A 12,856-nucleotide genomic window follows, 5' to 3' on the forward strand; every position below is an offset into this window, starting at 1 on the left:
AAAGGCGGGCGGTTCGATGAAAGGGGTTATTTTTGATTTCAACGGCACGATGTTTCAAGATTCGCATCTGCACGAAAAAGCATGGTTTTTCATGGTGAAAAAATACGCGCCGAAAACCATTTCTGATGATGACATTTTCGTTAACATTCACGGGAGAACAAACAGTGAAATCCTGACGTATTTTATTTCCGGCGATTTAACAAATGAAGAAATCAAGAAGCTGTCTTTTGAAAAAGAAGCTTACTACAGAGAATTATGCCTTGAAAACAAAGATGAATTAAAGCTGACGAAGGGACTGACCGGCGTATTGAATCATCTGAAAAAATCTGAAACGCCGATGACCATCGCCACGGCTACGGTAAAGGAAAATGTCGAGTTTTACTTTGACGTCTTTCACTTGGATCAGTGGTTTGATTTTGACAAAGTCACGTTTGATGACGGGAGCTTCCCCGGAAAACCGGCGCCGGATATTTTTCTCATCGCATCGGAAAAGTTAGGCCTCAGACCTGAAGAATGCTTGGTCATTGAAGATGCCTTTTCGGGGCTCACAGCGGCGAAAAAAGCAGGTGCGGGCAAGATTATGGCCATTGACCCGCTCGGAAAAAACCGCGCGCTATTTGAAGAAAAACAGCTGGCGGGTGACGGGATACTGACAGATTTCACCTCGTTTTTTGAGGTGATTGCCGGACATTCTGTTTGAGAGATGCAGTTGGATTGAGAGTGCTTTATGTAAGATCTTTTGATGCTATACCCGAAAATTAGGATGTTAAAAAACGCTCCCTATTCATATATGCAACAGAAACCGAAGTTTTTGATGGGGTATTCTTTAGTTGGCGGTCAAACTAAAGAAGTGGTTCAAGGACATAACAGAAGGAGTGTGCTAAATGAATATATTTAGAATAAGAATCTGCTTTGGATAGTGGAATCGCAAAAAAATTTAGGAGCTTTGCAAAACATTTCAACAGCTGTTCTTAATAATAGGGTTTACAGTGTTGAAGGTAGAAAAAGTCCTATTTAGCAAGCCCTCTTTTAAAAAAGAGGGCTTTTTTTATGAGGTGTCTATTCTTTTTCAGTTGCGCTTTTGTTTTTGTATAATGATTTTCTCATTGAAGGCGGCATTTTTTGCATCAGAAAGGTGTTCGCCTTAATTGAAATATTGGCTGAATTTATAGATTCGCAGAGATAAGGGAGTCGTAAAAGATATGCCGTTTGCGGATTTCAGCCTGTCTTTTGAGAAGGATCATTCTTCAATGACGCTTATTTCCCCCGTACCGAAAAAAAGTGAAACACGTTCTCCTCGCTTTTCATAGGTTTTGATAAGTCCTTCCTGCCCTTTAAGTTTCCAGCCTTTTTCGGCTATTTCCAATTGGTATAAACCGCTCGGACCTTCTTCTTCTTTTGCGAAACGGTATGTATAGTTTGAAACGTATTTTCCTTTTTCATATTCCTTTGTTTTAGTGTGCATAGCGAATAATGGCACCGGGAAATCAGGGTGAGAAACAGCTGCTTTATATCCTCCCAAAATAAATAAGCTAAATAACAATAATATAAAAAACCACAGAATATATTTCATAAAACCTCCTTATGTCAATTAGTCGGTGCATTTTAAAAAAAGATACACCGCATGATTGGGTTATAAAAGCGGGTAAGAAGATAAGGAAAGGAGAGAGACGGATGGAACTTGATTTTGTGATTCGTCTGGCGGTTGCGGGTCTGCTTGGGGCTCTTATTGGATTGGAGAGAGAATTCAGGGCAAAGGAAGCCGGTTTGAGGACGCATTTTTTAGTGGCCGTCGGCAGCGCCTTGATGATGATCGTTTCCAAATACGGCTTTTTTGATTTGTTATCCAACAGCCATACGTCCTTTGATCCGAGCCGGGTGGCGGCGCAGGTCGTCAGCGGCGTCGGATTTTTAGGAGCCGGCACGATTATTTTGCAGCGGCATGTCGTGCGGGGGCTTACGACGGCCGCGGGGATTTGGGCTACGTCGGGGATCGGGCTGACGATCGGGGCAGGTATGTATGTCATCGGCATCAGCGGCACGATTTTGGCGTTAATCGGGCTTGAACTGTTAAATTTTCTGTTTAAACCGGCGGCGCATTCTTTGTCTGTCAGTTTCAGGATTGAAGAGAAAGCCGTCATGCATGATATTTTAACTTCTCTTGAGGAAAAAGGAATTCTGATTACGTCCTATGAATTGAATAAGGCGGTGCTTGAAGTGAAGGGAAGGGTGAAAAGCAAAAGCGGGAAAGCAGCGGTAATGGAGAAAGTTCAAGCCCTCCCGTATATCCTGTCGGTCAAAGTTGAATAGCAGACAGGGGAAGCCTCCTGTCTGCAGTCATTTCTTTTCAAACATTAATACCAGGGATAGAACGGGATATACGGCCGCGGATAGTATGGATACGGTCTGGGGAAATAATAAGGCGGCCGCGGATAATGATATGGCACCCGTTCGTGGCTCTCGGCTGTGTATTCATGATAGAAAGGATCGTAGAAGAGGAAAACCTCCTTTTCAAATGTTGGTTCCGTTTACCTTATTCCTGTATGCCCGGTATGGTGTACGTACAACGGGCAAAAAAAAGACGCCGGTTATCATCCGGCATCTTTTTTTACACTTTCACATCAATTGAATGTCCGGCAGTCGGGTGCTGGGACGGCAGCATTTTCACAGTTTCTTCCGCCGCAGCCTGTGCATGCTGCATGACCGTTTTTGTTAAAGCGATATTTACATTCTGCGCCAGAGATGCTTGATGCATAGCGATTGATAACGCAGGGATATCCATAGCTTCCACCTCCTTATCCCTTCATATCGGCGGCGTGCTCCGATTATGAAGGGGACTGGCGGTTTCTTTTTACGGCCCATTCTAAAAGTGCGGCAGCGCATACCCCGAGAGTATAGGCAAAAATGTCACTCCAGACAAATTGCCAGCCGAGGATCAGCCCGCCGAGCGTGCTGCTTCTGATTGCGTCAATCCAAGGCGCGTGATACAGCTGGCTGCATTCAATCAGACAGCAAAACGAGAGGCTCAAAAATGCGGCTGTTTCCGTCCGGATGTGCCGAAAGAAAAGCCCGAATCCTGTAAAAATCATTGCCGCCCACAAGGCATCTCCTAAATAAGCGTTTATGATGCCGGGCAATAGGGCGGTGATGTATGCGGTTCTGGACAGCAAACCGAGGGCGATGATAAAAACGGTACATATTCCGTATGTCAATGGATGTCTATTCACTTCACACTGTTCCCCTTTTTTTTGTACTCCCATGTATTGTAAGGAACGACGGAGAAGCTGTCTATGAAAAAAACGGCCCGGGAGGCCGCTTTTTTGCGTTATCTGGCTTTTAGGTTGACGTGGTCTGCTTTTTGGTCACTGCCGATGACGAAGCGGAGCTCATACTGCCCCGTATGGTAGACGTAATCTGTTTCGCCCGTTTTTGGCACTGTCAGGATTTTGTCAGCGCTGCCGATTTGTTTGCTTAAGACGTCAGGTGTGACGCTGCCGAGGTTTAAGCGCCGCTCGACCCCTGTTCCGAAATAGCGTATTTCCGAGATTTTTTCGTTTTTATGATAGGAAAATCCATAACCGGGGTTTCCCATGTTCCAGCTGTATAAATCAAATGGATTGCGGCTGTCTGCTTTTTGTTCCGGCTCGCCGATTTTATTGTAAACGTCCTGTCTTGTGCTTTGGTTGATTTTCAGGCCTTCCACATGTTGCGGCATTTCCCCTTTAAACGCCGATTGGTAAAGGCTGTTCACCAGTTCTTGTGCACGTTGGTTTTCCGTTTTTGAAGCGGCTGCGGCATGGACGGGCTGTGTATCTGAAAATGCTTCTGCGCCGAATGCGCATCCCGTGAGCATCACTGCCGATAATCCCGTGGCGAGTGTTTTTTTCTTCAACATTTACCGCTCATACCCGTATGTTTCCTGAGATAAACGAGATGTTTTAGTAAAAGGCCTGCTGGGAATCATAGAGGATGTATAGAGGGGGACAGAAAGGGGAAAAGAAAATGGCTGATACAAAGAAAGTTACAATCAATGGGGTTGAAATGGAAGCGCCGGACGGCCAAACCGTTTTGCAGCTTTTGAACAATAGTTCAATTGACGTGCCGCACGTGTGTTATCACCCGAGTCTCGGGCCGATTGAAACGTGCGATACCTGTATCGTCAATGTTAACGGGGAACTGGTGCGTTCGTGTTCCGCGCAAATAAAGGACGGAGATGTCATCGATACGCTTTCGTCCGATGTGAAAAAAGCGCAGATTATCGGCATGGACAACATTTTGCACAACCATGAATTGTACTGCACGGTCTGTGATTACAACAATGGGAGCTGCGAAGTACATAATACCGTAAAGGAAATGAAAATCAATCATCAAAGCATTCCGTTCGATCAAAAACCGTATCCTAAAGATGAATCAAATCCGTTTTACCGATATGATCCCGACCAGTGCATTTTGTGCGGACGCTGCGTCGAAGCCTGTCAGGACGTACAGGTAACCGAAACGTTAAGCATTGATTGGGAGCGGAAACGCCCGCGGGTCATTTGGGATCAGGATGTGCCGATCAATGAATCATCATGTGTTTCCTGCGGACATTGCTCGACGGTATGTCCGTGCAATGCCATGATGGAAAAAGGCATGGAAGGCGAAGCGGGGTATTTAACAGGCATTAACCAAGAGACGCTTCGGCCGATGATTGACATCACAAAAGGGGTCGAAACCGGGTACGGATCGATTTTGGCCATATCGGACATGGAATCGGCCATGCGGGATGAAAGAATCAAAAAAACGAAAACCGTATGCACTTACTGCGGTGTCGGCTGCAGTTTTGATATATGGACGAAAGGAAGAGACATTTTAAAGGTTGAGCCTCAGGCCGAGGCGCCCGCAAATGGCATTTCGACGTGTGTGAAAGGGAAATTCGGCTGGGATTTCGTCAATAGTGAAAAGCGCCTTACCAAACCGCTTATCCGGGAAGGAGACTCGTTTCGGGAGGCGGAATGGGATGAAGCGCTGCAGCTGATCGCTGATAAATTTACCGATATAAAAGAACATTTCGGCCCGGATGCACTTGCCTTTATCACATCTTCCAAATGCACGAATGAAGAATCATACGTGATGCAGAAGCTTGCAAGAGCTGTCATTGGCACAAATAATGTCGACAACTGCTCACGCTACTGCCAGTCTCCCGCCACGGCCGGATTGTTCAGAACGGTCGGATACGGCGGTGATTCAGGATCGATTACAGATATAGAAAAAGCTGAGCTCGTGCTGATTATCGGTTCAAATACGTCTGAGTCTCACCCCGTCCTGTCCACACGCATTAAACGTTCTCATAAGCTGCACGGACAGAAGCTCGTCGTCGCTGACTTGCGAAAACATGAAATGGCCGAGCGCTCCGATGTGTTTTTCCAGCCGCGTGCCGGATCAGATATTGTCTGGCTGAATGCCGTATCGAAATATCTGCTTGATCACGATTTGGCGGATACTGCATTTCTGAAGGAGAGAGTGAACGGATTAGATGAATTCGTGAAAAGTCTTGAACCTTATACAATGGAATATGCGGAAAAACATACCGGTGTGGACAAGGATACCCTAATCAAAGTGGCCCGGATGATTCATGAAGCCGGCAGCGTGTGCGCACTGTGGGCGATGGGGGTCACCCAGCATATCGGAGGAAGCGATACGAGCACGGCCATTTCCAACAGCTTCTCGTGACCGGAAATTACGGCAAGCCCGGCGCAGGCTCATATCCGCTTCGTGGCCATAATAACGTGCAGGGAGCCAGTGATTTCGGCAGTATGCCTGACAGCTTCCCCGGCTATGAAAAAGTAACGGATGAAAAAGCCCGCAAAAAGTATGAACAGGGCTGGGGAACAGACCTGCCGAAAGAAATCGGAATGACAAATCATGAAATGATCGAAGGCATCCACTCAGGAAAACTGAAGTCCATGTACTTAAAAGGAGAAGAAATGGGGCTTGTCGACTCCAATATTAACCATGTTCATGCCGCATTTGAAAAGCTTGATTTCTTCGTTGTGCAGGATATCTTTCTTTCGCGTACGGCCGAGTTCGCCGATGTCGTGCTTCCGGCAAGCCCGAGCCTTGAAAAAGAAGGGACGTTTACGAATACGGAACGGAGGGTGCAGCGCCTTTACGAAGTGTTTGAACCGCTGGGCGATTCAAAGCCTGATTGGCAGATCATTACGGACATCGCCAACCGTCTGGGCGCTGATTGGCACTATGAACATCCGGCAGACATTATGGAAGAAGCGGCAATGCTTTCGCCGCTCTATGCAGGCGTCACTTACGAACGTCTCGAAGGCTACAATTCACTGCAATGGCCGGTTGCAGCGGACGGAACCGATTCACCGCTTTTATTTACGGATAAGTTCCCGTTTTCAGACGGCAAAGCGATTTTATATCCCGTTCAGTGGACCGAGCCGAAAGAATTTGGTGAAGAATATGATATCCATGTGAATAACGGGCGGCTGCTCGAGCATTTTCACGAAGGAAATCTGACTTACCGATCAAAAGGAATATCCGAAAAAACACCGAGTGTGTTCCTTGAGGTCTCGCCCGAACTCGCCGAAGAAAGAGGGCTGGAAGACGGAACGCTTGTCCGTCTGACATCACCGTACGGAAATGTGAAAGTCAAATGCGTCATCACAGACAGGGTAAAAGGCAAACAAGTCTATCTTCCGATGAACGATTCAAAAGACGCCGCCATTAACCTTTTGACAAGCAGCTATGCGGATAAGGATACCGATACACCGGCTTATAAAGAAACATCAGCGAAGATGGAGATTTTGAAAAAAGAAGGCGTTAATCCGCTTCCGAAAATCAATTTCCGTTATGGAAACCCGCAGCCGCAGATCGGTGTCCGGGTTGAGCGGAAATGGGCGCGTAAAGATTATGTATTTCCGGGAGACGCCGTAAAAAGGGGGAAACAGCAAAATGGCTAAAGCAATCAGCGGCATCCGAAAACAGACCGTCACAGAAGAAGACAAACGAAAAAAGGACTTAGAAGAGATCGAGACGGCTCTTTTACGAAATAAAGACGCGATTTTGGAATCTCTGCACATTCTTCAGCACATGAACGAGCGCGGCGTTTTGGCGCTTCTGCGCGGGCTCTTCGGCCAGGGAGACAAAGTGATGGATATCCTGGTGAAGAAGGCGAATACTCCGGAAACGGCCAATATGCTGAAAAATCTCCTGCTGTTAAGCGGCGTTCTCGGCATGCTCGATGTAAAACAGCTTGAGCCGTTTATCGTTAAAATCAATGCGGGCGTCACAAAGGCCGTCGAGGAAAAAGACAGCGGCAGGAAGACGGGGTATTTTGATATCGTCCGCGCTTTAAAAGACCCGGAAATCAACAAGGCCGTCACTCTGCTGTTTTCTTTCCTGAAAGGCATGGGCGCTGATACGGACGATATGGAAAGAAATACGCAGCCTCCTGAAGACCAAAAGCAGCACCAGAAACCGCAGACGAATGAGTGAACATATCTCCCGAGCCTGGCCGAAGGCTCGGGTTTTTTGTGCGCTTCTGCTGTTTTCTTGGGAGAAATTTCACCTCCGGATTTATGACTTTTGTTGTGTTATGTTAATAGTTCAGGTTATGAATAGAAAAAAATTGAAAATATGTGCTAGGATAAAATTCAAGGTACGTCAACTATTCAAATATGAAACAATCAGGAGTGATGAAACATGAGTAAGCTGAGGAGCACGAGACAAGCCATCCAAAGAACCCTGATGAAAGGAAAAAACGGCCTGGACGTATACAACCCTTTTCCTTGGTACGAAAAAATGAGACGGGAAAGCCCTATACACTTTGATGAAGAAACGAAGGTTTGGAGTGTGTTTTTATACGATGATGTCAAAAAAGTCATCAGTGATAAAGAGACGTTCTCAAGCCTCATGACTGATGTGAAAAGCTCGATTGCAAAGTCCATGCTGAATATGGACCCGCCGAAGCATACCCAAATCAGATCTGCCGTCAATCGCGCTTTCACTCCCCGCGTCTTGAAGGAATGGGAGCCGAGAATTAAAGACATTACCGATCATCTCCTGAAACAGGCAAAGAACAAAGGGCGGATTGATATCATTAAAGATCTCTCTTACCCTTTGCCGGTCATAGTGATTTCAGAATTATTAGGCGTTCCGTCCGAACGTATGGATCAGTTTAAAAAATGGTCGGACATTCTCGTCAGCATGCCGAAAGATGCGAGTCCTGAAGCGGCGGAGAAAAATCAGCAGGAACGTGACCAATGTGAGGCGGAGCTGGCGGCGTTTTTTGCGGAAATAATAGAAAGTAAACGAAAAAAGCCCGGCCAAGACATTATTTCTATTTTGATAAAAGAGGAAGAAGAGGGAGAGAAGCTCACGGCAGAAGATCTGATCCCGTTTTGCAACCTGCTTTTAGTGGCGGGAAATGAAACAACGACTAATCTCATTTCAAATGCGGTTTACAGCATATTAGAAACGCCCGGCCTTTATGAAGAGCTGAGACAGGACCCTTCTCTCATCGCGCAAACGGTGGAAGAAACGCTGCGTTTTCGCGCTCCCGCTCCGTTTGTCAGAAGGACGGTCCGGCACGACACTGAACTGCGCGGACGCCGCTTGAAAAGCGGGGAGATCGTTCTCTGCTACGTTGCATCTGCCAACCGTGATGAAAACAAATTTGAGAAGGCGGGCGTATTTGATATTCATCGCCAATCGAATCCGCACCTTTCCTTCGGATTCGGCGTACACTTCTGCTTAGGCGCTCCGCTTGCCAGACTTGAAGCGGAAGCCGCGCTGAAAGGAATTGTAAAAACCTTTTCACACCTTGAGCCCGTCGGGATTGAGCCGATCCGAAACAGTGTCATGTACGGGCTGGAGTCTTTAGAAGCGGAGATAAACGAAAGTGAGGGAGAAGAAAAAAGATGAGAAAAACACACATCGCCATTATTAATGTGGCCGCTCACGGTCATGTCAATCCCACGCTGCCTGTAGCCGAGGAACTTGTCAATCGCGGGTATAAAGTGACATTCGCTGTGACTGAGGAATTTGAAGCTTCCGTTGCCAAAACGGGCGCCATTCCCGTTTTATACCGCACAAGCATAAAGGCGGACCCGGAGACGATAAAAGAACGGGTAAATAAAAATGACGCGTTTGTGATGTTTCTGGAAGAAGCGGTTGAAGTGCTTCCGCAGTTGGAAGAGCTGTACAAAGACGACCTTCCTGACATCGTCCTGTTTGATTTTTTAGCTCTTGCCGGAAAATTGTTTGCAGATAATGGCGGCATCCCGGCCGTAAAGTTCTGCCCGAGCTATGCAATGAATGAGTATTTTCAATTAGGAAGAGACGAAGAAACACTGGAAGCGGCCAAACAGGCGATAGAAGAATATCAGGAGCAGATTGAAAATGAACAATTGAAACGGATGACAATGGAAGAATTTTTTATGCCTGAAAAACTGAATATTGTCTTTATGCCAAGGGCCTTTCAGCCGAAACAGGAAACCTTTGATGAACGATTCTGTTTTGTGGGTCCGTCTCTTGGAGAACGCGCAAATACGGGAAGTCTGGAAATTGATGCAGCCGATGACCGTCCGCTTATGCTCATTTCACTGGGAACGGCGTTTAACGCCTGGCCTGAATTTTACCAGATGTGTATTGACGCGTTTCGGGACTCGGACTGGCGGGTTATTATGTCAGTCGGCACAACAATTGATCCGGAAAGTTTTTCGGATGTCCCCGATCACTTTATCATCCGCCAGCACGTTCCTCAGCTTGATGTGCTGGAGAAAGCAAAGCTGTTCGTATCTCACGGCGGGATGAACAGTACAATGGAGGCGATGAATGCGGGTGTCCCGCTCGTTGTCGTTCCGCAAATGCACGAACAAGAGGTCACCGCAAAGCGTGTGGATGAATTGGGGCTTGGCGTGCATCTGCCGCCGAAAGAAGTCACTGCGGCCCGTTTGCAAAAAGACGTTCAGCACGTATACGGCGATAAGAACATCCTCAGCCGCGTGAAAAGCATGCAGCAGAAAATAGAAGAAACCGGCGGCCCAAAACAGGCTGTTTGCGCCATTGAAGAGTTTTTGAAAACGGCGGCCGTCGAAAATTGATTGAAAAACAGGCAGCGCACCGGAAGACGGCTGCCTGTTTTGTTATATGTTTTTCTTCATGCCGCATCTCCGGCATTCCCTCAAAAATTTTCCGCCCTTCACTGAACTTTTAAACAGCGTGTAGTCGCAATTGTCACATCGGCCGCTGTGAACATCAGGATATTCATTGAACTCATAAATGACCGAAGTATCGTATCCTTTTGTCTCGAACTCTTTTTTTGTTTCCATGATTGAAAGTCCCTCCGCGAATCAAATCGTTCTGCCCGGTTAATGATACAGCAACTGCACGGGGGATTCAACGGGAGCATAGCTTGATTTTCCCGGCTGATTGCGTAACAATAATAGAAATAAATGACGGCCTGCCATAGGGCGCCCGGCATCTGAAGGGAAGAAGAAAACAGCGATGGGAAAAGGATTGAACGGGAAACGGATTGCCATCGGCGGTTCGCGGAAAACAGAAGAGATCACAAAATTAATAGAAAAGCAGGGCGGAACGGCAGTCGTCCGTTCCCTCCAAGGAACCGTATACCTGGCGGAGGATCAAATTGAACCCGACGTAAGAACATTTGCCGGGCAAAAAGCCGATTGGGTGATATTCACCACAGGCATCGGTACGGAAACGTTATTGTCGGTATCAGAAAAAATCGGTCTGAAAGAAGAATTTTTAGCGGCCGTTCATGAAGCGAAAATCGGCTGCAGAGGCTATAAAACATATGCGGCCTTAAAAAAGCTCGGCATCACGCCGCATGCCTCAGATGAAGACGGTACAACAAGAGGGCTGATCCGCTCCTTGGAACGATTTGACTTTAAAGATAAAAAAGTCATGATACAGCTTCATGGCGAAAAAGCGCCGGTCTTAACGGAGTTCCTTGAGAAAAACGGAGCGGAGGTTTTCCCTGTTCTGCCGTATCAGCATATTCCGCCTGAAAGGGAGACGGTCGATAAACTGCTGGGAGAGCTGTTAAACGGAGAGGTCGATGCCGTATGTTTTACGACAGCCATTCAAGTGCGCTCTCTCTTTGATTATGCAAAAGAAAAAGGGTTCACAAAAGAATTGCAGCAGGCATTCGAAAAACATGTGCTTGCCGCCGCAGTCGGCAAAGTGACGGCTGAAGCGATCCGGGATGAAGGGGTAAAGAGGGTCCTTGCTCCGGACATTGAGCGGATGGGAGCGATGATTATTGAATTATCCCGTTACTATGAATCTCTGACCTTGTCATAAACCATCATTCAGCAGGGAAAAAAGCCTACGCTTCCCTGCTGAATTTTTTTAATTGCCAGTGTTCCGTGAAAAGGGAAGGATATGTCAAGGCGCTGAGTATGATACATGTAAGAAGAGCAGAGGCCATCGTTGTAAAAACGATCAGCAGCTGAAAGCGCACCGCCTGTATCGGATCAGCTCCCGCTAAAATCTGCCCCGTCATCATGCCGGGAAGCTGAACGAGACCCAATGTTTTCTGGCTTTCAAGCGTCGGGATCATACTGAGCTTCATACTGGACGTCAATATCTGCCGGACGGCCTGCTTAGGCGTTCCTCCGAGAGAGAGAATCAGCTGGATTTCTTCTTTCCGCAGATCCGCTTCCGAACTGAGCTTATTTAAAAACAGGCTTGAGAGCACCATGGAGTTTCCGATGACCATGCCGCTTATCGGAATGACATATCTTGAAGTGAACGGAATGATATGCAGGGTCAGTAAAAGTCCCTGCGTCACAACTTCCACGATCGCCAGTGTCAGAAAAACGCGCCAAAATGAGCCGATCCGCATTTTTTTCCGTTTGGCGACATTGTGCGAAGCGGCCGTGAGCATGAGAAGCACCATTAATATGATAAATATAGGGTGATCACCGCGAAAAATCAGCGACAGCACATAGCCGATGATGAGAAGCTGAATGACGGCCCTGACGGTTGCGACGATCATATCCTTTTCGACGCCGGCTTTAAAAGATTTAGACAGGAATAAAGCGATAATGACAAATATACTTGTTAGTAACAGAGAAAGATCATTCATATCAGCACCCGCTCCCTTGTAAAAGCGCCCGGGCCTTTTCGTGTTTCGGTTCTTTAAAGAACGTTTTCGTTTCCGCGGTCTCTAAAAGCCGTCCCTCAGCCATAAACCATACTGTATCGGATAATCGTTCCGCTTGTTCAAGGTTATGGGTGATCCACAGAACCGTCAGCTGTTTTTGCCGATGGAGTTTCGTAATCAGTTTCTCAATGATGAGAACGGATGAGAGGTCCAGCGCCGATGTGATTTCATCCAGCAGCAGGATGGACGGCAGTCCGGCGAGAGTTCGCGCTAATGAGAGCTTCTGCCGCTGACCTCCGGATAATTCTTTTGCATTTCGATCCAGAAGCTCGCGCGGAAGATCTGTAAAATCTGCGAGCTCTTCAGGCGTATAGTGCTGTGCCCCGTGGAGTTTTTCTGCGAGCAGAAGGTTGTCCCGCACCGTGCCGTCCATGACGGGAGCTGATTGATATGCAAGGCCCGCGGTTTTTCTGAGCTCTCTGATGTCCCAGTGTCTTATTTCTTTTCCGAATACAAGCACTTCCCCTTCATCAGGTGTATTCATCAGATTGCAAAGTGACAGCAATGTGCTTTTTCCCGCGCCGGAAGGCCCTATCAACGCCGTGATAGAACCTTTTTGAATATGTCCGGTTACACGGCTTAGGACATCAAAGGACGTATGGTTTTGTTCAAAGCGTTTGCCGGCTGACAGAAAAGATATTGCCGGAGTTTCTTCTTTCATACAGG

General features: G+C 47.1%; 12 protein-coding genes and 3 pseudogenes. 7 read left to right on the forward strand and 8 right to left on the reverse strand.

From position 1 onward, the window contains the following. Positions 1-16: 16 nt before the first annotated feature. Positions 17-700 (forward strand): HAD family hydrolase, encoded by a 684-nt coding sequence (locus tag NYE50_RS06970; protein ID WP_069473345.1) that lies wholly within the window; start codon positions 17-19, stop codon positions 698-700. A gap of 540 nt (positions 701-1,240) precedes the next feature. On the opposite strand, the gene NYE50_RS06975 is transcribed toward NYE50_RS06970, so the two are convergent. Beyond that, complete coding sequence (locus NYE50_RS06975; protein WP_043867007.1) at positions 1,241-1,573, reverse strand: hypothetical protein; 333 nt, start codon at positions 1,571-1,573, stop codon at positions 1,241-1,243. 101 nt (positions 1,574-1,674) lie between these two features. Here NYE50_RS06975 and NYE50_RS21965 point away from each other — a divergent pair. Continuing rightward, a pseudogene (locus tag NYE50_RS21965) lies at positions 1,675-2,071 on the forward strand (MgtC/SapB family protein); the annotation flags it as partial. Between the two features lie 283 nt (positions 2,072-2,354). Here the strand turns inward: NYE50_RS21965 and NYE50_RS21970 are convergent. The 4 genes and pseudogenes from NYE50_RS21970 to NYE50_RS06995 form a co-directional block, all read right to left on the reverse strand. Continuing rightward, positions 2,355-2,444, reverse strand: a pseudogene (locus NYE50_RS21970) (spore coat protein); the annotation flags it as partial. 164 nt (positions 2,445-2,608) lie between these two features. Further along, a complete protein-coding gene (locus NYE50_RS06985; protein WP_012117340.1) occupies positions 2,609-2,782 on the reverse strand; it encodes a YjfB family protein in 174 nt (57 codons plus the stop codon). A 43-nt stretch (positions 2,783-2,825) separates the two neighbouring features. Continuing rightward, positions 2,826-3,227, reverse strand: coding sequence for a ribosomal maturation YjgA family protein (locus tag NYE50_RS06990; RefSeq protein WP_029973097.1), 402 nt, complete (start codon positions 3,225-3,227; stop codon positions 2,826-2,828). A 98-nt stretch (positions 3,228-3,325) separates the two neighbouring features. Beyond that, entirely contained in the window at positions 3,326-3,895 is a 570-nt protein-coding gene (locus tag NYE50_RS06995; protein WP_159354037.1) for a YjgB family protein, read from the reverse strand. A 107-nt stretch (positions 3,896-4,002) separates the two neighbouring features. Here NYE50_RS06995 and fdhF point away from each other — a divergent pair. The 4 genes and pseudogenes from fdhF to NYE50_RS07015 all read left to right on the forward strand — a co-directional run bounded on the left by fdhF (position 4,003) and on the right by NYE50_RS07015 (position 10,103). Beyond that, a pseudogene (fdhF, locus tag NYE50_RS07000) lies at positions 4,003-6,959 on the forward strand (formate dehydrogenase subunit alpha). Continuing rightward, complete coding sequence (locus NYE50_RS07005; protein WP_012117344.1) at positions 6,952-7,494, forward strand: DUF1641 domain-containing protein; 543 nt, start codon at positions 6,952-6,954, stop codon at positions 7,492-7,494. The pseudogene fdhF and the gene NYE50_RS07005 overlap by 8 nt, the downstream one beginning before the upstream one ends. Before the next feature lie 207 nt (positions 7,495-7,701). Continuing rightward, the gene (locus NYE50_RS07010) at positions 7,702-8,922 is read left to right on the forward strand and encodes a cytochrome P450 (RefSeq protein ID WP_172869133.1); all 1,221 of its coding nucleotides are present in this window, start codon (positions 7,702-7,704) and stop codon (positions 8,920-8,922) included. Further along, positions 8,919-10,103, forward strand: coding sequence for a macrolide family glycosyltransferase (locus tag NYE50_RS07015; protein WP_159354039.1), 1,185 nt, complete (start codon positions 8,919-8,921; stop codon positions 10,101-10,103). Before NYE50_RS07010 ends, NYE50_RS07015 begins: the two co-directional genes overlap by 4 nt. A 42-nt stretch (positions 10,104-10,145) precedes the next feature. Here NYE50_RS07015 and NYE50_RS07020 read toward each other — a convergent pair whose 3' ends face one another. Further along, positions 10,146-10,331 (reverse strand): hypothetical protein, encoded by a 186-nt coding sequence (locus tag NYE50_RS07020; protein ID WP_003154919.1) that lies wholly within the window; start codon positions 10,329-10,331, stop codon positions 10,146-10,148. Positions 10,332-10,506: 175 nt separating this feature from the next. Between NYE50_RS07020 and NYE50_RS07025 the strand changes: the two genes are divergently transcribed. Beyond that, positions 10,507-11,325: a uroporphyrinogen-III synthase gene (locus NYE50_RS07025; RefSeq protein WP_021494045.1), complete on the forward strand. Its 819-nt coding sequence runs from the start codon at positions 10,507-10,509 to the stop codon at positions 11,323-11,325. A 25-nt stretch (positions 11,326-11,350) separates the two neighbouring features. Here the strand turns inward: NYE50_RS07025 and NYE50_RS07030 are convergent, their stop codons facing one another. After that, positions 11,351-12,112 (reverse strand): ABC transporter permease, encoded by a 762-nt coding sequence (locus NYE50_RS07030; protein WP_061862093.1) that lies wholly within the window; start codon positions 12,110-12,112, stop codon positions 11,351-11,353. A 1-nt stretch (position 12,113) separates the two neighbouring features. Next, positions 12,114-12,851 (reverse strand): ABC transporter ATP-binding protein, encoded by a 738-nt coding sequence (locus NYE50_RS07035; RefSeq protein WP_159354040.1) that lies wholly within the window; start codon positions 12,849-12,851, stop codon positions 12,114-12,116. Positions 12,852-12,856: the final 5 nt, after the last annotated feature.

Source organism: Bacillus sp. EU55, assembly GCF_038005925.1.
In the GTDB taxonomy this organism is placed as follows: Bacteria; Bacillota; Bacilli; order Bacillales; family Bacillaceae; genus Bacillus; species Bacillus velezensis.